24 protein-coding genes and 3 pseudogenes are annotated in these 21,596 nt (G+C 51.8%); 10 read left to right on the top strand and 17 right to left on the bottom strand.

What is annotated here, in order from left to right:
• A pseudogene (locus tag ACKWMY_RS13800) lies at positions 1-200 on the top strand (hypothetical protein); the annotation flags it as partial.
• Positions 201-327: 127 nt separating this feature from the next.
• Here the strand turns inward: ACKWMY_RS13800 and ACKWMY_RS13795 are convergent.
• Positions 328-561, bottom strand: a complete 234-nt coding sequence (locus ACKWMY_RS13795) for a hypothetical protein (protein WP_409486452.1) — start codon at positions 559-561, stop codon at positions 328-330.
• Positions 562-771: 210 nt separating this feature from the next.
• Between ACKWMY_RS13795 and ACKWMY_RS13790 the strand changes: the two genes are divergently transcribed.
• Both ACKWMY_RS13790 and ACKWMY_RS13785 read left to right on the top strand, forming a co-directional pair.
• Positions 772-1,524, top strand: coding sequence for a hypothetical protein (locus ACKWMY_RS13790; protein WP_409486451.1), 753 nt, complete (start codon positions 772-774; stop codon positions 1,522-1,524).
• Between the two features lie 62 nt (positions 1,525-1,586).
• Positions 1,587-1,769: pseudogene (locus tag ACKWMY_RS13785) on the top strand (DUF4942 domain-containing protein); the annotation flags it as partial.
• Between the two features lie 559 nt (positions 1,770-2,328).
• On the opposite strand, the gene ACKWMY_RS13780 reads toward ACKWMY_RS13785, so the two are convergent.
• Together ACKWMY_RS13780 and ACKWMY_RS13775 are read right to left on the bottom strand one after the other, a co-directional pair.
• Positions 2,329-2,454 (bottom strand): hypothetical protein, encoded by a 126-nt coding sequence (locus tag ACKWMY_RS13780; protein ID WP_409486450.1) that lies wholly within the window; start codon positions 2,452-2,454, stop codon positions 2,329-2,331.
• Between the two features lie 160 nt (positions 2,455-2,614).
• Positions 2,615-2,788: a hypothetical protein gene (locus ACKWMY_RS13775; RefSeq protein WP_409486449.1), complete on the bottom strand. Its 174-nt coding sequence runs from the start codon at positions 2,786-2,788 to the stop codon at positions 2,615-2,617.
• 101 nt (positions 2,789-2,889) lie between these two features.
• On the opposite strand from ACKWMY_RS13775, the gene ACKWMY_RS13770 reads away from it, so the two are divergent.
• From ACKWMY_RS13770 to ACKWMY_RS13760, 3 genes are all read left to right on the top strand, one after another.
• Positions 2,890-3,798, top strand: a complete 909-nt coding sequence (locus tag ACKWMY_RS13770) for a WYL domain-containing protein (protein WP_262186603.1) — start codon at positions 2,890-2,892, stop codon at positions 3,796-3,798.
• 185 nt (positions 3,799-3,983) lie between these two features.
• Positions 3,984-4,682, top strand: a complete 699-nt coding sequence (locus ACKWMY_RS13765; protein WP_409486448.1) for a toll/interleukin-1 receptor domain-containing protein — start codon at positions 3,984-3,986, stop codon at positions 4,680-4,682.
• Positions 4,683-5,067: 385 nt separating this feature from the next.
• The gene (locus ACKWMY_RS13760; protein WP_409486447.1) at positions 5,068-5,388 is read left to right on the top strand and encodes a hypothetical protein; all 321 of its coding nucleotides are present in this window, start codon (positions 5,068-5,070) and stop codon (positions 5,386-5,388) included.
• A gap of 263 nt (positions 5,389-5,651) precedes the next feature.
• Here ACKWMY_RS13760 and ACKWMY_RS13755 read toward each other — a convergent pair whose 3' ends face one another.
• From ACKWMY_RS13755 to ACKWMY_RS13725, 7 genes are all read right to left on the bottom strand, one after another.
• Positions 5,652-6,278, bottom strand: a complete 627-nt coding sequence (locus ACKWMY_RS13755) for a DNA-binding protein (RefSeq protein WP_409486446.1) — start codon at positions 6,276-6,278, stop codon at positions 5,652-5,654.
• A gap of 750 nt (positions 6,279-7,028) precedes the next feature.
• The gene (locus ACKWMY_RS13750; RefSeq protein WP_202673302.1) at positions 7,029-7,412 is read right to left on the bottom strand and encodes a hypothetical protein; all 384 of its coding nucleotides are present in this window, start codon (positions 7,410-7,412) and stop codon (positions 7,029-7,031) included.
• On the bottom strand, positions 7,409-8,197 hold the full coding sequence (locus ACKWMY_RS13745; protein WP_409486445.1) for an RHS repeat-associated core domain-containing protein: 789 nt from the start codon (positions 8,195-8,197) through the stop codon (positions 7,409-7,411). The genes ACKWMY_RS13750 and ACKWMY_RS13745 overlap by 4 nt, the downstream gene beginning before the upstream one ends.
• Positions 8,155-9,063: a hypothetical protein gene (locus ACKWMY_RS13740; RefSeq protein ID WP_409486444.1), complete on the bottom strand. Its 909-nt coding sequence runs from the start codon at positions 9,061-9,063 to the stop codon at positions 8,155-8,157. The genes ACKWMY_RS13745 and ACKWMY_RS13740 overlap by 43 nt, the downstream gene beginning before the upstream one ends.
• Positions 9,060-9,923: a type VI secretion system baseplate subunit TssF gene (locus ACKWMY_RS13735; RefSeq protein ID WP_409486443.1), complete on the bottom strand. Its 864-nt coding sequence runs from the start codon at positions 9,921-9,923 to the stop codon at positions 9,060-9,062. The genes ACKWMY_RS13740 and ACKWMY_RS13735 overlap by 4 nt, the downstream gene beginning before the upstream one ends.
• A gap of 24 nt (positions 9,924-9,947) precedes the next feature.
• Positions 9,948-11,408, bottom strand: a complete 1,461-nt coding sequence (tssC, locus tag ACKWMY_RS13730) for a type VI secretion system contractile sheath large subunit (protein ID WP_409486442.1) — start codon at positions 11,406-11,408, stop codon at positions 9,948-9,950.
• Between the two features lie 90 nt (positions 11,409-11,498).
• Entirely contained in the window at positions 11,499-11,762 is a 264-nt protein-coding gene (locus tag ACKWMY_RS13725; RefSeq protein ID WP_071682755.1) for a PAAR domain-containing protein, read from the bottom strand.
• A 298-nt stretch (positions 11,763-12,060) separates the two neighbouring features.
• Between ACKWMY_RS13725 and rhuM the strand changes: the two are divergent.
• Positions 12,061-12,729, top strand: a pseudogene (gene rhuM / locus ACKWMY_RS13720) (RhuM family protein); the annotation flags it as partial.
• An 84-nt stretch (positions 12,730-12,813) separates the two neighbouring features.
• Here the strand turns inward: rhuM and ACKWMY_RS13715 are convergent.
• From ACKWMY_RS13715 to ACKWMY_RS13685, 7 genes are all read right to left on the bottom strand, one after another.
• Positions 12,814-13,245, bottom strand: a complete 432-nt coding sequence (locus ACKWMY_RS13715; protein ID WP_409486441.1) for a hypothetical protein — start codon at positions 13,243-13,245, stop codon at positions 12,814-12,816.
• Positions 13,246-13,916: 671 nt separating this feature from the next.
• Positions 13,917-16,502, bottom strand: coding sequence for a fimbria/pilus outer membrane usher protein (locus ACKWMY_RS13710; protein ID WP_409486440.1), 2,586 nt, complete (start codon positions 16,500-16,502; stop codon positions 13,917-13,919).
• 61 nt (positions 16,503-16,563) lie between these two features.
• Complete coding sequence (locus ACKWMY_RS13705; RefSeq protein ID WP_409486439.1) at positions 16,564-17,292, bottom strand: molecular chaperone; 729 nt, start codon at positions 17,290-17,292, stop codon at positions 16,564-16,566.
• Positions 17,289-18,008 carry a molecular chaperone gene (locus tag ACKWMY_RS13700; protein ID WP_409486438.1) on the bottom strand — a complete coding sequence of 240 codons (720 nt, stop codon included), beginning with the start codon at positions 18,006-18,008 and terminating at the stop codon, positions 17,289-17,291. Before ACKWMY_RS13700 ends, ACKWMY_RS13705 begins: the two co-directional genes overlap by 4 nt.
• 7 nt (positions 18,009-18,015) lie before the next feature.
• Positions 18,016-18,576 carry a fimbrial protein gene (locus tag ACKWMY_RS13695; RefSeq protein WP_409486437.1) on the bottom strand — a complete coding sequence of 187 codons (561 nt, stop codon included), beginning with the start codon at positions 18,574-18,576 and terminating at the stop codon, positions 18,016-18,018.
• Complete coding sequence (locus ACKWMY_RS13690; RefSeq protein WP_409486436.1) at positions 18,551-19,276, bottom strand: molecular chaperone; 726 nt, start codon at positions 19,274-19,276, stop codon at positions 18,551-18,553. Before ACKWMY_RS13690 ends, ACKWMY_RS13695 begins: the two co-directional genes overlap by 26 nt.
• A gap of 44 nt (positions 19,277-19,320) precedes the next feature.
• Positions 19,321-19,869 (bottom strand): fimbrial protein, encoded by a 549-nt coding sequence (locus tag ACKWMY_RS13685; protein ID WP_074029986.1) that lies wholly within the window; start codon positions 19,867-19,869, stop codon positions 19,321-19,323.
• A gap of 523 nt (positions 19,870-20,392) precedes the next feature.
• On the opposite strand from ACKWMY_RS13685, the gene ACKWMY_RS13680 reads away from it, so the two are divergent.
• The 3 genes from ACKWMY_RS13680 (at position 20,393) to ACKWMY_RS13670 (ending at position 21,576) form a co-directional block, all read left to right on the top strand.
• Positions 20,393-20,575: a hypothetical protein gene (locus ACKWMY_RS13680; RefSeq protein ID WP_409486435.1), complete on the top strand. Its 183-nt coding sequence runs from the start codon at positions 20,393-20,395 to the stop codon at positions 20,573-20,575.
• A 69-nt stretch (positions 20,576-20,644) separates the two neighbouring features.
• Positions 20,645-20,923 carry a FaeA/PapI family transcriptional regulator gene (locus ACKWMY_RS13675; protein ID WP_024527692.1) on the top strand — a complete coding sequence of 93 codons (279 nt, stop codon included), beginning with the start codon at positions 20,645-20,647 and terminating at the stop codon, positions 20,921-20,923.
• 56 nt (positions 20,924-20,979) lie between these two features.
• Positions 20,980-21,576 carry a response regulator transcription factor gene (locus ACKWMY_RS13670; protein WP_309047663.1) on the top strand — a complete coding sequence of 199 codons (597 nt, stop codon included), beginning with the start codon at positions 20,980-20,982 and terminating at the stop codon, positions 21,574-21,576.
• The last annotated feature ends 20 nt before the right edge of the window (positions 21,577-21,596 follow it).

Raw genomic sequence — 21,596 nt, 5'->3', positions numbered from 1 at the left:
AGGCCCATCCCGATAAGCAGAGTCAAGATACGAACCGTTTATCAGATGAAGAAATTGCCAAGTGGTTGGGTTGTATCGTCGATGCACTGACGGTTGACGACAAGATTCGTATTGTTGCAGCGTTTAAGCAGGGCGGCCTTAGCGCCTTGTTTAAGCCAGAACTCATCGCAAGTAAACCTGACAATTCAAAAGGTTGGTAAATGTTTCTGTATGTCAGTTGAAAGAAGTGCTGTAGTGCCTAGCTATTACCAAGATATCTGTCATTGAAGCTAGAAAAAATGCAGTATATTCAGTGCAGGATAATCGATAAGGCGGCAGTCAATGGGCTCAGGACACAAAAGTGAACACACCAGAATGGTCAACAAGGTTCTCCGTGAGCTTACTAGGCAGCATGATGAACCAGTCGATACCATTCTTGGCCAACTTTTTCATAACACCGGGAATGTGAATGTAGGCATCCTGAATGAAGCTTTTCGTCAAATCTTTCAACATCTTTATCCCGGCGAGTCGTTTAACCACGTTATCTGGTGTCCCTTCTGCCAGTGCTTCGACCTTACCCACCGTGCAGATTCAGCGATGCAGGGTCAAGCTTCCTGGACATTCAGCTCTACTCAGTTTTGATAACTGATCTTCGGTGTTAAATTCCCATTTTAATAAGATAATTAATTAAAACAATAAATTAGAAGAATTTTTGTTATCGATAAAATACGCTATAAGCTTGGGCTTGACCGTATACATCTTAAGTTTTTTCATTTCGAGGTGGAGTAAAACATGGAAACGCTAATCAATACGTATAGACAAATACTACTGGAGCTTAACGCCCACTCATTCAACCTGGAAGAAGATAAATACTCTGGCGTATTTTTACCCATCCCCTTTGATGAATACTGGCACTCCCCTGTAAAAATCATGCTGGTTGGACGTGAAACAGCGGGTTGGAATACCCTGAATGGGAAGAATACGATGTCACGGGTTCTAGGCCTTATACCCGGCATCACCACTGAGCAGGTGGTTGAAGAGGCTATAGCTCGTTACAGACAGCATCTACCGGTTAAAAAAGATGGGACACTAAACCTCAAATCACGTAGTCGCTTTATACAATATCATTTCCGGTTGGCTCGTGAGCTGGAAATGCCTCCTCAAGCTATCGTGTATGCCAATCTACTGGCATGGGATTACGATCGCCATACACCGCTCACCCGCCCTGAGAATGAAGTTCAGGAAGTGATAACTGTCTCACTGAAGTTACTGGCTGCACAAATCAAGCATCTGGAACCGGATTTTATCATATTTGCATCCGGAGCCCGTAGAACTGACTACATCATCAAACAGTTACTTACTGGACATTTGGACGGTTACGAGACTTCATCCGTAATTCCGGGGAAACTATGGGAATTTAAAACAGGAAGTGTGATCTGCTTCAGAATAGCCCATCCGAGAGCGATGCGCGGGCATCAGAAGTGCAGAGATGAGGTGATTGAGCGCATTAAGCAACTTTGTAATCCGAGCCCTTATGTACATTAAAATTTTTGTAGAACGGATTCTGCGTCACACTTCCACGGAGAGTACCGGAAATCCGTCCAGGTAACCCTCGTCAGCAGAGTTACGAGGACGAGCACTTTAGTATCCGCTATTTTCAGAAAGGCACAGCACATGTGGTATTCAAGCGTCTGGACTTGGTGGAGAAGATGAACGATATCGTGGCGAAGCATTATCCAGGGATGTTAGCTCGGGAAGAATGTCCCCTTTATGTCATTTTGGCACGATAATGAAGCCTGTTTGCAGTGTCGGAAATGGAGTAAAATACAGAGGATAAAATTTGCTTGTTTTCATACGAAAAGCAGCAAGTAAGAGCATTTTTGGACTTATTGGAATAACTAAGTTATCCATATTAAATATTCATTCAGTATATGGCTGTAAGGCTCTGGTATAATCTCTGGGGCCGCTAGTTAGTGTTTCGTGAAGCCAGTTAAAATCAAAAAAATCGTATCTAGAAGTATTATCGTAAATATTTACTGCAGTTAGTAGATTCTGATGCCAGAATACGGGTTAGTTAAATAGAGCGCTTTGGTAACACAGGGAGGCATCATTCTAATTTGAAAAAAAAAGCCCATGTTCTACATGGACTTTTAGTGATGTCTATTGACTATTAACGAGAATCTCGTAATTGTTCAATACGACAAGCTCTACAGTGAGACTGTGGTTTCTGTTTGCCTCTTAAGTTTCTGAAACCAAAGGAGTACTCAATACCACGCTTTCCTTCGGCTTGCTTTTGGCAACGAGGACACCTAGTCATTTGATGCTTAAACATATAATTTCCCCACATGGCTATTCTGATTTCTTGTCTTTAACTGGAATCTTAAACATCCCACCGTTTGGGCGCGTAATACGCTTTCCCTTTACGGTAATGTATGGACGGAAGATGTATTCCTGTTCATCAGCGGTTGCTAACATGATTTTTTCCGTTTTTAGCCACGGGGTAGTTGCTTTTTTACTGTGAAATTGTACAGTAGAAGCGACAAATCCTGTGGCAGGCTGTAATCAGCACTTAACTCTCACCTTAAGTGCCACTCTTTCCTCGATTTGTTTGGGTGGTTTTGCAAGAACCACCCAACTACTTTTCTTTTTTCACCCCCTTGAATGGTGTGCCATCCTGCTTGACGTCCATGAAACGACCTGTGTTTAGGTCGCGTTTAATCCATTGTTCTGTTACGGGATTAAAGGTCTGTGAGCGTTCTTTTACCATACCGATACGACGGTTATCCCCATATGGTGCATTTTTAGCCATGTCATCTTCTCCAGTGTCATCATGACAAAATCAATACTAGCAACTTGCAAAAACAAGATCAAGACAATACACTAATCATATTCAGTTAAAGGGGTTAAGATATGCAATCTTCAGTGACTTTTGAAGAACTGGTTGAGCAGACCTCGCTTCAACAAGCCGAGAGATTGGCCTATATAGATTTTAAAATTAGATACTTAGGGTCTGTTTCGAGAGGCGAGATCATAGAAGAGTTTAAAATCGGCCAAGCTGCGGCTTCCGGTGATTTGAAGTTATATAAAGAATTTAGAGAAGGTAATGCTTACAGGGATAATGCAACGAAGAAGACAGTCATAAAGACGGATTCGTACTCCCCTCTAGTTAAGCTGGACGTGCATACTGCTTTAAATTTTATTCATCATGGGTTCTGTAGGAATGAACTGATGGAAATGAAGCCAATGCTACCTTTAGCGGTTATAGACCCTCGAATGTCACCAGATACCCTGAATGAGGACGATGTTGCTGCCGTTACAAGGGCGATAACTAGTAAGTCGGGACTTAGTTGCGGCTATTATTCCGCTTCTAGTGGGGACCAACATGACCGTTTACTGTTTCCAACAGCACTTTTTGTTGACCGGAAATACTGGTACTTTCGGGCATATGACAGAAGCTCAGATGCAGAAAAGGCCGGATTTAAGAATTTTAAATTGGCCCGTTTAAAAGATGCTCGATGGTGCCCAGAAGAAAAGCCTGTCCTCGATGAAGATTTTTATCATGACAGCGCATGGCATACGCTATTGCCTTTACAGCTGGTCGTGCATGAGGACCGCAAGGAAGCAGGTAAGTCATTAGAACGAGAGTTTGGGTTAACCGATGGCAAAGTAACGTTAACGTGCCAAGCTGCATTAGCTTACTTTATTAGGCGAAACTGGCGTATTGATGTGGGTAATGATGAGAAGGGCTATTTCAACTTTAAGTTAGAAAATAGTGATGGGCTGAGGCAGGTCAGTTCTGCAGCAGACCTTTTCAAGTGAGTTTTTCATCGAATGTCTTTTATATCTGTATGTAGAGCCAATAAGGTTGTGTGTTAAGTGAAAGATGCGGAGATTTTCTTGCTGTAGATTTTCTGCGAATTCAAGAAACTAAACTGGCTAATTGATAGGCAGTTACAAAGCGGTTTATTTGATGAAATATAAAATTACAAATAGAGGATTACGATATGGCTAGATGCACAGCACCAAGACAGGGTCATCGAACAGCAAGCGGGGAAGCGGCCTGCCCAGCGTGTAGTAGTCGCTATAGCGGCTACCGCTCAAGCTCATATTCGCCCTTTTCCTATACCTCTCCAGGGAGCGGCGGAGGTAGCTCAAGTACAAGCAGCGGAGCATCCGGCAGCAGCACAAGACCGCGCTGGTCGAGTACAGGCTCGTCTGTATCGTACACGCCAGCCCAAGTGCGATCACTCACGCCAATTCGCCAAACTGTTGAGACACGGGCAGCGGAGCAGCCTGATCTTCGTGATGTCTTCCTGTGCCATGCGTGGGATGACCGGCAAGGTGTAGCCAAGGATCTACACGATTTACTCGTGGCAGCTGGTGTTAAGGTCTGGTTCAGCGAGAAGGACCTTAGCCTTGGAGTTCCTATGATGCGTGCCATCGACAAGGGGTTAGCAAATTCGCGAATCGGACTTGTTCTGGTGACTCCTGCGCTGATTAACCGGCTCCCCAAAGAGGGGGTCGCTGACAAAGAGCTTTCGGCACTTTTGGCGGGTAATCAGCTCGTTCCAATCGTGCATAACACGACGTATGAAGCTCTCCGCAATGTCAGCCCTTTACTCGCTTCACGAAGCGGCTTGGACACTGGAGAGGATCCAATGACAGTTGTCGCGACAAAAATCGCCGAACTGGTTTCCCTTTAATTCAGTGGCTTGTACAAATTCTCGATTCAGATGTGGTTGTTTGTAAAATGTTATCTAACTTTGGTAACTAGGCAGCCGAAGGCAGCCTAGTTTAATATCCACCTATTGCCTGAGCTCCTTTTTGCGTGTGGTTAGGGCCAGAACGTAAATAGAGCTTCTTCGCAATAATGCAGCGAGGTCGTCGTTGTATCATCTCAATCATTCATTTGCATACATTAGCCATGTAGCTGCGTAGAGCTGGTCAGATACATTTTTTCGAGCACCAGGCCTGGAAAAGCCTTTAGTTACGCTCAGGATATGTGGGTAGTGGTGGCTATGGTAAATCTAAGATACATAGCGTATTTTAAAGTGGTCGTACCTCTGTAAAAACATCAAGGAAATGAATATGCACAATCAGCATGATGTATTTATTGACGCTATACACACCAAAAAGAAACTGAGAATCCGGTTCTATTCAGAAGAGGATGGGGGTTACATCGAAAGAGTTTGCGCACCGATGGACTACGCTGCCGGAGCTCGAATCAAAGATGGTATCCCACGGTACTGGGTTTGGGATTTTGAGAGCGATAAAGCTAATCATACACTGCCATTAAGAGTAGAACGTATCGAATATATGATTGATACGGGTGAGCGTTTTGAGCCTTTATCCTTTGTTTCATGGCGTCCAGCATGGGTAATCGGTAGGGATTGGGGCCAATACAGCTAAGTTTTGACGTCGTCTTGAGGCCGCTTTTTAGCGGCCTCATTATTTGATTCGTGAGATGGAGGTTATAGTTAAAATTGAGCTATGATACTTATTGTCTTTTGCGCCGCTTGTTTTTTGCACAGTAAATTTTAAGCAAAAGCATTTGGGGGTGCTTGTGGGGGGCACTCAATTATCCATATTAAATAATTCCTTTTATATCATGCTGGTAAATCGCTAATGCGACTCCTGTGATCGAAAAGATAACAACAGTGACAATGAGCATATCAGACACATCGGTATAGCGGTACGGGGCGGAGGATAGCGGTGAGGCTGTCCCATGCCTGAACCTCTGAGGTTGCAATACGCACCCCCTTTTTTCTGAGTACTGCCACGTCGGCTGCCATTCGCTGCATACCGAACCAAAACAGACCATCCAGCGCCGTTACCGCGAGTCCGTTCTCAAGCGCCTTTTTAAGTCGCTCGCGCGGCATTTTTATTTCCCTGGCAATTTCCCGGTAAGGCTCTGCGGTTTCGCCTGACGATACTTCCCGGCGAATGCGGGTTGACAGACGGTATTGAAATTCATCCGGTACCTTACTCAAATCAGCCTTCACGCTGTAAACACAGCCAAAACGCTTGCCGTTGAACACTGCGCTTTTCTGACTGAGTTGCAGTTCATCACGCAGCTCGGCAATCAGTTGTGGGGCACGCACCAACAGCAAACGAAAAGGCAGTTCAAAGCTGGTGACATAATCCACATTCAGCAATGCGATGCGCAGACGCTCGATACTTCCAGCATGTACCTGACGGTATTCTTTGAGGACTTCAGCCCATTGTTGCGCAATGCGCGGCGTTTCATTAACTTCCGCGAAGCTATATTTTTCAATCTGATAATCAATACGTTCGACCATGCTGGTTTCCCTTCGCCTACCCGTCGGTCACTTTATCAACGGTCTACGATAATCGGAAGCCAATTTGTTGTTGGTATTGAGGTGGCGCACAGCGCCTGACACATTTCCGGGTTCCAGCCGAAACTAGCAGGAAGCAAAATCGGCATGTTCGGATACAGTATCAGGCCCTGCCGCAAACCGTTGCGGTGGATCGCCCCGTCCAGGTCGACCTTTTTCATCCGGCGGCGGAATCGGATGTTATGTTGGTAGGTCTCCCGTGAACCGTCCTGATGGATCACGGTGACAGCCCGGGTCGCTTATCCCACAGAAAATGCTGGGCAGGTTGGTTCCTCCAGTGGCACACCGTGCGGGCCTGCTTGCCTTCCCTCTGTCATTCACCGTAAAACTTAGCCCCAAGCCCCCCATGTTAGAATTAATAAGAACAGGGGGAGGTAATTTAAAAATCAATGAACGGGAAAGTACCCCTGAAATGCTGCTCAATCTCAGGGTGTTTTTATAATGCTTGCAATGCAGCTTTAGGGGGACATTCCTCTCCCAGATCTTTACCACGTTTTAGTGCTATACCGTACAAAGCTTTTTTTGAGAAGCTGAATTTTTCCAATAACAAACCTAATGAAACCATGGTCGTCTTTGGTTAGTCCATGTAACATAGTTAACTACCTCCCCTTACTCATTTTATCATCACCAATATTTCCAGTCGCCAACAAATCATCCATTGATGATGATGGTATTTTAGGTATAGCACAAAATCTACTTTCTTCTTAAATTATGCATTTCCCGTTCAATCTCTTCTGGAGTTCTTTTGCGTTTTTCAAATCCAACCACACCAATAACATTATGATTTAGATCCATAAAAATTTTCAATACATGACTTTCATTGTGGCAATTTATAATTAATATTTTCTCATCTGAAATTTTCATAAGCATATCTATTAGCTCATTAATTCCAAAGTATTTAACACCAGCCTTGTCAAGATATTTTCGATGTATTTTAAACTCATTGATAGCTATGCTTTTATCATATTCGACCTCGATCAATTTTATCGAGGTCGAAAGTAAATCAATTGTCTCTTTAGACAATATTTTATTATCAAAACAACTGAGCCTGCTTATCAAATAATCAATAGTTATCATGGTTTAAATACCTCGATGCCGCTATCACGAATCCCTTGCATAAGAACTTCTTGTTCAAAATACTTATCATCAGAAAACTCCCATGACCATTTTTCATTACCCTTTGGTGCTTCAGATTTAACTCTCAAAATTATACCATCAGTCTGAGCATAGAAACGAGCTATAGCAGCGTCTCGCGTCCAAGAAGTATATGGGCTAATACCAGAAACATTTCCTTCGTTATGAAGTTCCGGAGTAATGCCGGAATTTATATCACCAGGCTCAATCCGCCCATTAATGTTATTATCAGCATCAGGGTGTCCTCGATGTACACCACGATAGTTATAAGTACCAACCTCCGCTTCTGGTAGCACAGGGATATCATCATATTTATCCCAACTAAACTGTCCATTTGCTGAACCAACAGGTTCTGGCTTTGTTGATGTTTTGGTGTTAATAACATCAAGCCCTAATGGGTCAATGTACGATATCGGGTTACTATCAACATAGTGATAATTATTTAGCCCAGCTCTAAGTCTTATCGGATCCGCCGTCAAATACCGGCCCAGTTCTGGGTCATAATACCGGTTCAGGTTGTAATACAGCCCGCTTTCCGCATCTTCGTACTGCCCCTGAAAACGCAGTGGGTTGTTCACCTTCGGTTGTGGATGTTCATCCCGTTCATCTGGCGGTGTCCATTCCTCCGTCAGTTGCCCATAGGCGCTGTACTGCCCTCGCCATACGGTATTGCCCTGGCTGTCTGTCAGGCTGTGCGGTGTGCCAAGGTGGTCATTCTGGTATCCCAACGATACGTTTGTGTCACCCCGTCAGGATGGGTAACGGCACGCATCTGCCCGTTCGGGAAATAGTCGTACTCGGTCACCTGCTCCCCAGGTGAGCGCGCCGCGTAGATATCCCCATGCTCATTAATGCTATTGAGCCACACTTGCTCCAGGCGACCACTGCCCTTGGCCACCCGCTTGAGCTGACCGTCCAGATAGGTGTAGCGTGTCATGCTCCCATCCGGGCTCAGTTCGAGCACCAGGTTACCCGCGTCGTCATAAAAATAACGGGTCTGCTGGCCCAACGCATCGGTGGTACTGACGCGTAACCCCTCTTCGTTGTGCGTATGGCGGGTTTCTGCCCCGTTCGCTGCCCGCCGGAAAATCAGCCGGGCCTGGCCGTCGTATTGATAGATCTCCTGGCTGCCGTCGCAGCGCCGTAGCGTCACCTGCCGCTGGTTATCGTCCCACAGGTAACGGGTATCTAACTGGGCGAAATTGCCATACTGACGGATACAGCGTGATGCTGGCCCCACGCCTTCCCAGGCCCAGTTAAAACAGGCGCCGCCCGCTAACTGGCGCTGTGTGATGACATGGGCCTCGTTGTACTGGTAGTGCTCTTGCTCCCCACAGGCGTTCAAGGCGCTGGCCAGTTGCCCGGCCGCGTTGTAGGTGTAATGTGCCAGCACCTGCTGCGTCACCCAGACCGCATCACGATAGGCCTCTTCACGGATCAGTGCCTGCAAATGGACCTGCGCGATGTGCGCCGAGTCATCATCCGTGTACTGGAACAACAGCCGGCCCTGCGCATGCTGTAGGTGGATCAGGCGCTGCTGGCGATCGTATTCCAGTTGCAGACGGTTGTGATATTTGTCGCTGAGGGCGGTCAACCGCCCCCATTCTCCCTCACGCACAAAGGTATAAAGCCGTGAGAGGCAGGCAGTGAAGGCAGGCTGGGGAACCCCGTCACGTCCATAAATAAAAAGGCGTTGGGGAAACAGGCGTGTTCCTGCAACAGGCGATAGCCGGGATCGGCATTCTGTGGCCAGGGCAGCAGGGCCTCTTCGTCGTTGAAACCGACCGGCGTGAGCGCCAGCTCAGGCAGCGGCCACGTCTTTCCCCCCACTTCCAGCGTGGCGTGGCTCAGGTATTCACTCAGCCACAAATGCAGCTGTTGCCCGGTGTGCAGGTCTTCCCCCAGATACAGCCGCAGGCCGTTCAGGCTAGTGAGGTCTAGCGGCCGATCCGCCGTGGTGACCAGTTGCAGGCACAGGCTGTCATGGCCGTGCCGCTGCTCGCGGCTTACCGCCTGCACCTGTAACGGCCACAGCCGGGTATCACGGCAGGTGCGGAAATGGCACCGCAGCGTTTCCTTACCGGTCGTTACCGGCAGCGGGATACTGACCACCGTGGCCCCCTTGGCAATCTGGGGGCAAGCCAGCGCGGGATCCGACAGGTAATCCTGCTGCCATTCCAGCACGGTCATGCTCGGGGTGGGCCGCAGAAAATAGGGCCACAACAGGGCCAGCATATGGTGGGTGAGGTTCGGTAGCTGGTCTGCCAACTGCCCCTCTAACTGCCCGGTCATCCAGGCCATGCCCTCCAATTGCCGCTCCACATCGGGGTCGTGGTTGGGTGCGGTCAGGAAGGAAACCAGCGGGGCATGTGTTTGTTGCAGCACCTCGGCAGCCTGGTGTAGCGCTTTGCGCCGACGGGCTGGAGGGAATGGCCGATGTTTATCCCGGTTCATGCTGAAGACATCCTGTCTTGGAGGTTATTTATCCAGACGCCCGGTCAAGGCGAGGACGAAGTTGGAGCCCATGTGTTTGAAATGCGGCTGCACATGCAGCTGTGTCAGATACCAGCCGGGATCATTCGCGACTTCCTGCACCTCAATGCGTGCAGCACGTAACGGGCGGCGGCTGCGTACGCTGGCGGGGGGGTTCTCCTGATCGGAGACAAAACGTTTTAACCAGTTGTTGAGCTGATGCTGCAGGTCGCCCCGATTGCGCCAACTCCCCAGCCGCTCACGCTGCAATACCTTGATGGTGTGCGCCAGCCGGGTGATGATAAACAGGTAAGGCAGTTGCGCCCCCAACTGGTCATTGACCCGGGCATTCATCCCTTCAGGCGTGAGGTCGGTATATTGTGGCGACTGGATTGAGTTGGCCGAATAAAACACCACGTCCTGCCCTTGCTTGCGCACCCCAAGCGGAATAAACCCGGCCATCGACAAGCGGTACTGCCACTGGTCCGACAGCAGCGTCTCGGTTGGGATCTTTTCTTGCCAACGCCCCAGCGCCGCAGTGTAGCGAGCGGGCAGGTTACGGAACGCTCCGCCGCTCTCTGCCCCAATAATATTTGGGCACCAGCGATAACGGGCAAAGCTGCCCGCCAGGCAGATCGCCAGTAAAAAGGCGCTGTTGCCCCACAGCAGGTGCTGATGGGTTCCGATCTGTTCCTGATAGACAAATTGCCGGACCTGCTGTGACGCCGGGGTATAAGGCTCGCGCTGCAAGAATCGGCACACGGTCAGCCCCAGATAGCGGGCATCTGGGGTAGCCCGGAGAGCCTGCCAGCGGATATGTGTCGGTGCAGCCATGACCGCGTCCAAATCAAGAATGGCGGGCAGATCGGCGAGTGAATCAACGCCGAAGAAGGTGGCGTTTGCCGCCGAAAGAAACGGCGCATGCGCCATGGCGCTGACCACGCTGAGATAGTGCAGCAGTTTGATATCTGCGGCACCAGGGGTGAAGTCATAGCAGCCAATCACCGCCGCCACGGGTACCCCACCAAACTGGCCGTAGCCTGCCGAATAGACATGCTGGTAATAGCCCGAGGAGGTAATGTCTGGGGAGAATTCGAAATCCGCCAGCAGCTCTTCCTGGGTGGCATGGAGCAGCGTCAGCTGAATATTCTCGTGAAACGGAATGTTATCGACCAGCAGGGCCAGCCCGCGCCAGGTCGATTCCAGGCGCTGAAACGCCGGAGCATGCAGGATCGCATCCATCTGGGCACTCAGGCGCCGATCCAGTTCCCGCAGCAGGCGGTCAATCAGCAGAATGTTGAGGGTGACGCCACGGCCTTGTTCCGGCAGGGCGCGCAGCAACAGCGCTATGTCCGCGTGGCTCACCGCATATTCACTGCCGTTCAGCGTGGCAAGCAGCCCGGCGGCCAGTGAGGTGCGCGGTGGGAAAATGTCTGAATCGGTCTGTAGCGTATCTAACGTAGCCACGGCATCCTTGCTCCCTGGTGAAGAGTCTTGTCCATTATTTTGCGACTCTGCCGCTTCTGGCGGAGTGATTAGCGCTGAACGACGTTGCCGTCAGGCATTACATTCATGTTGTGAAGCAATCAGAGCGGCCCCGCAGGCGGTTTTCATGCCTTCCAGCGCCACTGGCACCCCACCGACCAGTGCAGTTTCTGCACCACTGACAATGGGAAAAACACCTTTGCATTGCGGGCAGGAAACCAAATGTCCCACCAGCGCTACGTTTGTTCCGCAGAACTGCATCACTGACGATCCCTGTAACACGACTCCACCATGAGAGGTTTTGTCGCCTTGTAAAATCACGGCCTTCCCTGCCATACGCCCACCATAGTTAGTATTTTCTTAATAGATTACAGGATGTATACATTTGAAAGAAGTCGAAAGATAACAGCGAGTAATGAATCTGTGAGCGGCATAGGGATAAAGGGGATCTTTTAGCATCAATCTGGGGGCATTGATAAAGTGTTCATTGCATTGCCTTAACCAGGACGAGGTCGGCGGTTGTTTCTGCGTAACTGCACGCAAAATAAACGCCATTCGTGTAATGAGCTCCAACAGGTATCTCTGGCATACTAAGCAGATACAGCATGGTAAGTCGGATTAAAGCGGAGGCGGCATGGCAGATAAACACTTAACTCAATCCCCGGCGGGCGAATTTGTGATGTTTGCCAGTGATGACGGCGAGGTGCGCGTTGAATGCCGCTTTGAGCACGAAACACTGTGGTTGCCTCAAGCGACCATTGCGAACCTTTACCTGGTCACTCCGCAAGCCATTACGCAACACATCAAAGCGATCTACGAAGAAGGTGAACTTGTACAAAACGCAACCTGTAAGTCTTACTTACAAGTTCAACAGGAAGGGAGCCGTAGGGTAAGCCGCAATATGCTTCACTATAGCCTGCCCGTGATCCTTGCGGTCGGTTATCGTGTTCGTTCTTCTCGAGGCACCCAATTCCGTCAGTGGGCGACCCAAACCCTCCAGGAATACCTGATCAAAGGCTTCGTGATGGATGACGAACGGCTGAAAAATCCGCCCGTTGGAACATCGTCTGTACCTGACTATTTCGACGAGATGCTGGAACGCATCCGCGATATCCGCGCCAGCGAGCGCCGGGTTTATTTGCGGGTACGAGAGATCTTTGCGTTAGCCGCCGACTATCAGCCCTCACTCAAAGAGACCACGCTGTTTTTTCAAACCATCCAGAACAAACTGCATTTTGCCTGTACCGGCCATACCGCTGCCGAACTCATCCATCAGCGTGCCAATGCTAGCCAGCCTCATATGCTGAATTTGAAAGGTAGACCCTGTTAAATCCGAACCGCTGGACGGCTGGAAATCAGCCCAACCGTCTGCAGCGCCAAATGCGGCTCAGTTAAACGTTACCAGCATTTCCGTAGAGGCCGTGACCGCACCGATTGGCACGCTGCTGCCTCCCGAACACAGTCGCCAGGTGAGCTGATTGGTCAAGGTTTTGCTGCTTTCCGCACTGGTGATACTGCCCAGTTTTATGCGGGTGCCATCAAAGGGCAAGCCGGTTGTTGCCTTACAGTCGCCACTGCCGGTCACCCCGTTATCAATTTCTCCGGTGATATAGCCTCCCCCCTGATTTAATGCCAGCCGTGAAGCGGTAGTGTTGTACAGACCGCTGATGGCGCGGAACTGCAGATTGATATTGGCATTTATCTGGTCAGTAGGCTGCCCGCAGGTGGCAACCAGTTGCACGGGCTTTACCGCCAGTTCTGCATTAACCTGGGTATTGCGAATGACCGATCCAAAGTTAATGGCTGTCGGGGTATTCACGCTACATTCCAGCGTGGAGATGCGCAGGGAAATATTGGTGGGCAGTATAGAGGTAGTTCTATCCCCCGAGCCAGTGGCGGAAAAACTGCCAAAATACATGGGTGGAACCGACCCCTCTCCAGCTTTTTGGCTGCCGTCTGCCACCAGAACCCAAGTGCCTGAGAGCGTTGCCGTACGAGGACCCGAACCCGAGTAAAATGTACCATTCGAGGACATGGCAGGGGGCAGGCACCATGTATAGTTTGGTGGCGAGATAATATTATCTTGTGATGTCGAGGAGCCTCTGGTTTCCGGCTGGCCAATGGTGCCAGTCAACCTCCCCTGTGAATTGTTATTTAGGGTATAAGTGGCGCTACCCGAGGCCCGAGGCATCAATCCGACTCCAGATACCCCGGTCAGTGGGAAGGCCAAATAGCCACCAATGTTTTTCAATTCATTTGAGGCCATACACCGGGTCGATGATCTAGAGACTGACAAGAGTCCGTATATGGGATTCAGTTGTGGATGATCGAGAGGGCCAGTTAATGTCGCGTTAAACGGCATGCCCTCCCATAAGATCCCCGTACCCTTGCCGATGGTGATGGTTTCCGCCAGAACGGGGGCAGCAAGGGGCATCATTAAGGCGATGCTGGCGATACCGCATGATGCTGTCTTTATTAAACGCTGTTTCATCACTGTCCTTCCTCACATTGCGCATTCAGCATGCGCACCGGATTGTTTGCTGATACTGCCGCCTTGCTCAGGTTGAAGTGGGCCAGGCACTGCTGTGCAGCCCCACGGCCCCACACCGCGCGCAATTTCCCCTGTTCCGGCAACCCGCTCAGGTACACCTGGCCTGCATCACCCACGATGCCGCTGTTGATCTCCGCCCCTTCCCCGGCCAGTGTCACGAGCGTGCCGAAGGGTACCGGCACGCCAGCCTGGGTCAGGGTTATCAGCGCCTGATAGCCGGTGCGTGGAGTAAACGTAGCCGCTACCACCGCCCCTTTGGTGGGATAGACATTGGCGCTGCTCTGCGGCAGGTCGACATCTTCCGGCAGCGTCGACGGGTTCAGGCTCACCGTGTTGTTCTGGTAAGGCGAGAGGTACGGCACCACCGCATACCCGCGGCTGTCGGTGCGGATCCCGCCGTTCATCACGCTCACCCCGGCAGCGCCCGGTGCGCGAACCACTGCCACCGAGGTGCCCAGTTGCTGGCTCAGCGTCACCCCGTTGGGGTGAACCACCAGACCCCCGTTACCACTCACATTCAGTGAGTTATAGCGGCTGCTGTGGCTGTACCCGGCGCTGACCATGCCCTGGCTCCCCTGCCAACCCAGATTCAGGTTGCTGGTGCTACCACCGTCACCACTCTGGTTGTTGTTACTCCACCCCTGCATCAGGCTGTAAGAAAGGCGGTCTTCTGCCGCCGAACCGCTCACCCCCACCTGTTGCCGCACACGGCCTTCACTGTCGTGCGTCATCTGGTAGCTGGCGTAGCTGCGGTTGAGGGCGGGCTGTGCGCTGAACAGACTGAACGGTACCTGCATATTGAACGCCAACTGGCGATTCTGCGGCCAATCCCCGTCGGATTTTATCCGGTCAACGCTGTAGGCCAGGCCATAGCTCACGCCGTGCCAGCTGCCGGTGTAACCCGCCGACAGGGTGTTGTTCACCTGCTCATCGCCCCAGTAATCACTGCGCGCACCCGACAGGTACAGCGATCCAAAATCCCCCAGTTGCTGGGTTACCCGCACCTGGAAATCCGAACGCTGTCGGGCCAGTGCCCAGGGCACCTGGCCTTCACTGAGCTGATAACCGCTGTTGTTGAAGTCGGCAAAGTTGTAATAGTGCCGGGTGGAGTAACGATAAGCCGTCAGATCCACCGAGGTGCCCGTGCTGAGCAGGCTTTTGGCATAACGTACCCGGTATGACTGGCCGCTCTGTCTTTCGTCATACATGCGGGCCGATGAGAGGGTCACGTCCGCCGACATGGCGCCGAAATCCCCCAGCGAAATCCCGCTGCCCGCCACCGCCGAGGCGTATTTCTCCGCTATCAGCCCGCCGCCGTACAGCGTGATGTCATGAGGCAGCCCGTAAATCAGGGTGCCCAACGCAAAATGGGCCTCTCTGGAGCCGGTGGTGATGCCGCCGTTGTAGCGCCCGGCGGTCAGTTCGTACTTCAGCCCACCCGGACGTTGCATCACCGGCAGCGCCGAGAAGGCCTGGGTCCAGGTACGTACGCTGCCATCCGCTTCGGTCACCGTGACCGTCAGATCTCCCCCTTGGCCAGTCTGGTACAGGTCATTGATCCGAAACGGCCCCGGGGCGACATACGCCTGGTACACCACGTTCCCGTTCTGGCTGACGGTAACCCGTGCGTTGCTCTGCGCAATGCCGCTGATCACCGGGGCAAATCCCCGCAGGCTGAACGGCAGCATGTCTTCGCTGGAGCTCAATTTCACCCCGCGAAATGGAATGCTGTCGAAAACGTCATTGCCGGTATTGTTCTCCCCAACCAGCACATCTGAACGCCAGGCCTGGATATCGCGTTGCAGATAGGTATTTGAGAAACGGGTTTGCTGGTTGCGTTGTGTGTCTCCATAGCCGCTGCGGCTGTTATTGTGGGTGTAGGTCATGTCACTGCGCAGGCGCCAGGCCTGCCAGTTCAATCCGCTGTGCAGCCCAAGGAACAGGTTGGTCTGTTCGCTGGTGGATTGGCCCGATTGTCCGTCCTGGCGGCTGCGCCCGCCGTTGAGGGTATAGTTGAGTAAAAACGCGGTCATGCCCTGGTCCCATAGCGCAGGGTTAACCACGCTGCTGGCGTCCGGCTTCATCGCCACCTGGGGAATGCTGAGTTCCAGGCGCTGCTGCTGAAAATCAAAGTGCACTCGGGCATCAGGGATCAGGGTGGCCAGATCACTGACGGGCTTGTCGACCGGCAACCCGCCAAAAGCCGGCAATGCGGGGATATTGATCCCCATCTCCGCCAGGAAGGCTGGGGTCAATTCCGGGCTGACCTGGCCCTTATCACCCGGGGTGAATACGACGCGGTATTGGCCACGTTCGCTGCGGTTGACCAGCACCGTCACCAGATACGTCCCTGGTGGGGTCTGTCCGGCGCTTTCAAACGCACTCAGGTCGGTGACGGCTTCCAGGCCACCACCCAGCGACAACAGCGCCGGGTCAAAGTAGTCGCGGCTCCAGGCTGGAGACGTGCCTGCAATCAATGCGCTGCCCACCAGGAATGGGGAAAGAGCAAGAGGGTGAATTTTCATGGTTATCCTATCCGTCTGAAAGAACGTGGCTCTCGGTAACGAGCCAGGAAGGGCGAAATCGTCAATCCTGTTGGGCAACCGGGGTATCCCAGCCATCTTCATCAATCAGTTGCCAGCTGACTTTCCCGCTCGCGGTGGCGGGCAGGGTGTAAGACTGCTTGCCGAAAGGCGGTACCATCAGGCGCAGAGCCGGTTTGTCCAACGCCACATTCCCCACCGCCAGGCGGGAGAAGGTGAGCCAATAGGGGGTCGGGTTGGTTGCTGTCAGTTGGTCGCCTGCCCGGCTGAAGGTCAGCTTCGGGGCCATGTCTGCCACGGCGCGTTTCACCAATCCCGCTGGGCGATAAAACAGTTTGATATTGCTCACGACCGTCATCACCATCTGCTCACCGTCTGGCTGCTGGGTGGGCAGCGCCTTCATGGAGATAAAAAACACCGATTCGCGATCGTTAGGCAGCGGTATATCGTTGCGGCGGATACGCAGCGCCAGTTCACCGTTCGCTTCCAGGCGAGCCAGCGGCGGTGTGACAATAAACGGCATCACCGGGGTGCCATGCCAGCTCAGATCCACATCCCCGGTGGCCGGATCGACCGGGCGGATCCATGACTGCATCAGGTACGGGGCGGGGCTTTTGTTGTAGGCGGTCAGCGTTACGCCCTGCTTTTCGCCCTCCGGGTAAATCACCCGCAGCACGTAAAAGGATATCCCCGGCGAGACGTTGTCCTGTGCCAGGCCCATTTTGTTGACCAACAGGCATAGACCCATCAGAAGATAAATCGGGTATTTCATGGTGTGGTCTCCGTGGAGGCTGAGCCTGTCTGCTGGCAGGTCTGGGAGAGCCCGCCATAGTCGGTGAGCGTCTGCCAGGCCACCTTATTCACCGGCCCGTCAACGGCCAGGGTGATACTGCGGTGCGGAGGCACCATCGCCGGTTGTTGGTCTAGCGCCACGGTATGCCCGTCAACAGCCAACATCCCCAGGGTCTGAAAATAGCCGGTGGGATTGATGGCCCGCACGCCGTGTGCTTCACGCTTGAACGTCAGCAGGCAAGGGATGTTGTCTGCTGGCAACGCCAACCCTTGCGGGCGATAAAACAGCTTGATCACAAAACGTACCCCTACCGACAGCCGATTGGCCGCCGTTACGGGTTCAGCCTGTGCAGGAATGGCCGAGATAGAGAGATAAAACAGCGACTCCTGGTCGGTGGGCAGCGTGGCACCCTGTGGCAATAGTCGTAGCAGTTGGCGGCTATCGCCTTGCAGCGAGAACAGCGGTGGCGTAACGATAAACGGCGCAGGGGTCGTATCGTCCAGGCCGTTTTGTACTCGGGCCTGGACCAGATAAGCCTGTTGCCCGCTATTGCTGACGGTGAGGGTTTGCGCTTTATCTGCTGAAGAAAAAATAACGCGTGTCTGCCCCAGGCTGATGCCGCCGCTCCCGGCCTGTGCGGACAGGCTAAAAGTGAACAGCAGGCTTGATAGCACCTGATGAAATCGCTGTGTCATCGGGCCCTCACTGATAGACAAACTCAAACATCAGAGTGGCCGTCACGTCACCGGTCGCGACTGCGGCACACCCGGTGCCGCCGCCACAACTGGCACCGGCATAAAAGGTGAACGTCTGGTTGACCGGTATCTGTCCGGGGTTCGCCAGTGAGATCACGCTGTTGTTTTTGACTTCGGGCTGGCTGTAATCCGGCACGGAGGCACTCTGGATCACCAATATCCCGGTATTCGCCGCCGATCCGGCATTGCGAAACAGCCATTTACTGTCTTGGGTGGTACCGGTGCCCGTGATAGTCACGACAGGCTTGAGGCTGCCGCCCGCAGAACCGGTGCAGTCCTGCACGGACAGGGTAAAGGGCTGTGGAGCAACCAGCTGGTTTGGGCGCAGCTGAGATTTAGCGATGACACCCAAAGGCAGAGTGCTTTTATCCAGGCTGAGCGTGCAGGTGCCATTGGTCAGCACGGCGGAGAAATCCAGCGTCACGGCCTGCACCGGGGCGGATACTGCTCCAGCGCCTGCCAGGACGACAGCCAGCGTGGCCTTAAGGTAACGTTGCGCTGAACGCATCGGTGCCTCCGGTATCATTAATGGTCTGCCACTGCACCCGCTTGCCGGTTGCCAACGGCGTTTTAACCGGCCAGATATGGTTGCCGAAAGGGGGGAGCATGAGTGCAGCCGGCGTGTCCAAGGCCAGCTGTTGACCACCCACCTTCAAGTCGGCCAGGCTGACAAAATAGGGAGAGGAATTGGTCACCTTCAGCCCCCCAGCCACGCGGGAGAACTGCAACTCTTTTTGGGCGGCGGCAGAGGATCCGCGCAGGCTCGCAGGCCGGTAGAACAGCTTGATAATGTTGCCTACGCCGAAACGCAGTTGGGCCTGCACGTCATTGCGCTGCTGAGCCGGATCCGTTTGCGTACTGGCCGGGATCGCGGTGGCATGCAAATAAAACACCGACTCCCGATCGCCGGGTAGCGGCTGGCCGGTAAAGGCGATACGTAACTGATTGGTGCTTTGAGGTTCCAGACGGAACAGCGGCGGCGTCACGGTGAACGGGGCGGCGGTCTGTGCATCCTGTTTACTGCTGATCGCGGCTTGCACCAGATAAGGCTTATCGCTGAGGGTATTACGGACGGTTACGTTGATACTGCTGGCCCCTTCCGGGTAAATCAGGCGGGTGGCATTAATGCCAAACCCGGCGGACCAGCCAGCCAACGGCGCACCCAGCAGGGCCACTAGCAGCGAAAACAGGGAGATAAAGCGTGTCATATTGTGGCTCACGAAAAGGCGGGCCATTGGCCCGCTGGAACACATCAGTTGTAGGCAAAGCTGAACAGGATTGGGGCGCTAACCATACCGATATCCGGCGTGAGAGACGTAGAGGCCAAACCAGCCTGCAGGCTCAAGGATTTCGCGTTGAAATCGCCTGCTTCCGGGGTCTCACCTGCTTTGGCTACCGATAATTTTTGGCCAGCGGTAATGTAGGCTGCTGGTGTGGTTACTTCACTTAACATGACGCCGGTATTGGTGCCGGTGCTGTTAAAGATGTTCGGGTTACCCCCCAGCGTCTGGCCGCTTACAATCAGGCTTGCCTGATCGCCTGCTGCTGCCGGGGTTTCACAGTTGTTCAGACCCACGGTGAAGGTTTTCACACTGTTGGCAACCGGGGTTGCCACAGCGGTGAAGGCAGATTTGGAATGGTTACCGAGGTCCAGGCTAGCGTTGGAGAGGGAAACGTCACAGGTCGCTGCCACAACGTTGGCGGTAATGGTCATCTGGGCGTTAGACGCGGCCTGAGCCACGCCAGATCCTGCCAACAGAGCTGCAACAACCGGAGCCAGAGTAAAAATAGACTTACGCATAATGAATTCCTTATTTACGTATTAAAAAAGTGAATGCAATCATTTCGTAGCTGATTATTAGCCACGAGCCATCATTTATCTGAACAATCCGAACAGACAAAGTATCTTCAATAAAATCATCACTACTGATGCCGTCAGTTTTTTTAAGAAGTGAGCAAAGCATCCTGATGCTATTCCTATGCGCTTTTAAGCCAAGACTTTGTGCCTAATGGATTGAGAGAGGTTGGCTATCCATCAAGCGTGAAAGACTTGTTAAATTTCAGTGTGCTGCTGCCTTTCCATCACGGGATACACAGTTTGGCTGAGCTGGACGTGGACGGTTTTCCGGACCCAATAATTATCTAAATCGAAAGCCTGATCTTTCATTTTTATTAGGATTAATCTCTACGCTTATTTCATATATTCTTAAGATGTTTCTTGTTCATCAATTTAGGCCGGGATTATCACGGCCAACCTTATTTTTGAAAAGTGTTTTTTGATAAGCAAAGCAATTTCGCAATAAATGCCTTGGCAGGTGGTTTTTATGGCTAAATTGCGAGTTATTATCGTGTTCATCATTATTGATCTGGATTTTTATATCGCAAATTTAATTTTGTCAGATTTAAAACTCGTTATTGTAACGTTTATAAATACTTTACTCCAATGTGGTATTAAATACGCTCAGAAAGCCAAGCAGACGGGACCTGCATGCCGTTTGCCGCTTTGACCGGTGGGCTTTGGCCTGTAACGCGGGCTGACTCATCACGAAAGCTCGTAAGAGAAAAGGTTTAACCTAATGAAATATAAAAAACATAATGCAGCCTTCGACAAGGTTCTGACGGCGTTGCAGGTGTTGAGCCGTGTTGATTGCCCGCTCGGCACATTGCCTCCGCAAGATAAATGGCCCAAGACCCGGGATATTGCCGATTACTGTGATACCAACATTTATGTTTCTCGCTACTACCTGATGAAACTGGTAAAGAAAAAGAAGGCGTATGTCTCATCGGTGCCAGACCAAAAGAGCTTACGCTGGTGTATTGCAACACCTACCTGGGCTAGGGATTTATCCCAATGATGTATCGCATAATCAACGGCACTATTTAAAAAGAATTAGGCTGCGAAGGGGTCAATATGAACTCACACATGGTTATTGCTCTGTGGGGCAACAATTTTTATTTCTTACAAGGCATTCGCCACCTTTTTGAAAGGTATTTTTATCTCCGGGGAGTATCCCCTCTATTTATCCATGCAGACGGTAAGAGTATTATTGATCTGAACGTTGCGGATCTGATTGTCAAGAACAACGCCGACTGGAGGGGGGATGGGTATCAACACTACCAAATCCTCATACGGAAAAAAAATACAGAAGGGGTCACCTATCAACAGGGAGACATCGGCCTGAATGATAAACCCGAGGCGGTGATGCAACTGCTGGATAGTCTGTTAGACGTGCAGCTCAATAATAATGCCCCCTACGTACCTGACTACGAAAAGATCACTCGGCGAGAGCGAGAAGTCTTGCAGGCGATAGCAGCAGGCTTATCGCCTACACAGATAGCCAGAAAGTTGCAGATCAGCACCAAAACCGTCAGCGCCCATAAACAGGCATCCATGCGAAAATTGGGATTCCAGCGCAGTCACGATCTGTACCACTGGTTGTGGCAATGCAGCCCAGATAGATTGAGGAGCACTGTGGGAGAGGATGCTACGCCAAGGGTGAAAGGTTAATGAAAGCACTAATGGTTGTT

Source organism: Serratia sp. J2, assembly GCF_046269175.1.
GTDB classification, from domain to species: domain Bacteria; phylum Pseudomonadota; class Gammaproteobacteria; order Enterobacterales; family Enterobacteriaceae; genus Chania; species Chania fonticola_C.
Note: the sequence above shows the minus strand (reverse complement) of the source record. Positions and strands in the feature narration are given on the sequence as shown.

Coding starts and splice junctions, on each gene's coding strand:
- ACKWMY_RS13790 (WP_409486451.1), top strand. CDS start 772: ATGGAAACGCTAATCAATACGTATAGACAAATACTACTGGAGCTTAAC.
- ACKWMY_RS13780 (WP_409486450.1), bottom strand. CDS start 2,454: ATGTTAGCAACCGCTGATGAACAGGAATACATCTTCCGTCCATACATT.
- ACKWMY_RS13775 (WP_409486449.1), bottom strand. CDS start 2,788: ATGGCTAAAAATGCACCATATGGGGATAACCGTCGTATCGGTATGGTA.
- ACKWMY_RS13770 (WP_262186603.1), top strand. CDS start 2,890: ATGCAATCTTCAGTGACTTTTGAAGAACTGGTTGAGCAGACCTCGCTT.
- ACKWMY_RS13765 (WP_409486448.1), top strand. CDS start 3,984: ATGGCTAGATGCACAGCACCAAGACAGGGTCATCGAACAGCAAGCGGG.
- ACKWMY_RS13760 (WP_409486447.1), top strand. CDS start 5,068: ATGCACAATCAGCATGATGTATTTATTGACGCTATACACACCAAAAAG.
- ACKWMY_RS13755 (WP_409486446.1), bottom strand. CDS start 6,278: ATGGTCGAACGTATTGATTATCAGATTGAAAAATATAGCTTCGCGGAA.
- ACKWMY_RS13750 (WP_202673302.1), bottom strand. CDS start 7,412: ATGATAACTATTGATTATTTGATAAGCAGGCTCAGTTGTTTTGATAAT.
- ACKWMY_RS13735 (WP_409486443.1), bottom strand. CDS start 9,923: ATGAACCGGGATAAACATCGGCCATTCCCTCCAGCCCGTCGGCGCAAA.
- ACKWMY_RS13725 (WP_071682755.1), bottom strand. CDS start 11,762: ATGGCAGGGAAGGCCGTGATTTTACAAGGCGACAAAACCTCTCATGGT.
- ACKWMY_RS13710 (WP_409486440.1), bottom strand. CDS start 16,502: ATGAAAATTCACCCTCTTGCTCTTTCCCCATTCCTGGTGGGCAGCGCA.
- ACKWMY_RS13705 (WP_409486439.1), bottom strand. CDS start 17,292: ATGAAATACCCGATTTATCTTCTGATGGGTCTATGCCTGTTGGTCAAC.
- ACKWMY_RS13700 (WP_409486438.1), bottom strand. CDS start 18,008: ATGACACAGCGATTTCATCAGGTGCTATCAAGCCTGCTGTTCACTTTT.
- ACKWMY_RS13695 (WP_409486437.1), bottom strand. CDS start 18,576: ATGCGTTCAGCGCAACGTTACCTTAAGGCCACGCTGGCTGTCGTCCTG.
- ACKWMY_RS13690 (WP_409486436.1), bottom strand. CDS start 19,276: ATGACACGCTTTATCTCCCTGTTTTCGCTGCTAGTGGCCCTGCTGGGT.
- ACKWMY_RS13685 (WP_074029986.1), bottom strand. CDS start 19,869: ATGCGTAAGTCTATTTTTACTCTGGCTCCGGTTGTTGCAGCTCTGTTG.
- ACKWMY_RS13680 (WP_409486435.1), top strand. CDS start 20,393: ATGGCTAAATTGCGAGTTATTATCGTGTTCATCATTATTGATCTGGAT.
- ACKWMY_RS13675 (WP_024527692.1), top strand. CDS start 20,645: ATGAAATATAAAAAACATAATGCAGCCTTCGACAAGGTTCTGACGGCG.
- ACKWMY_RS13670 (WP_309047663.1), top strand. CDS start 20,980: ATGAACTCACACATGGTTATTGCTCTGTGGGGCAACAATTTTTATTTC.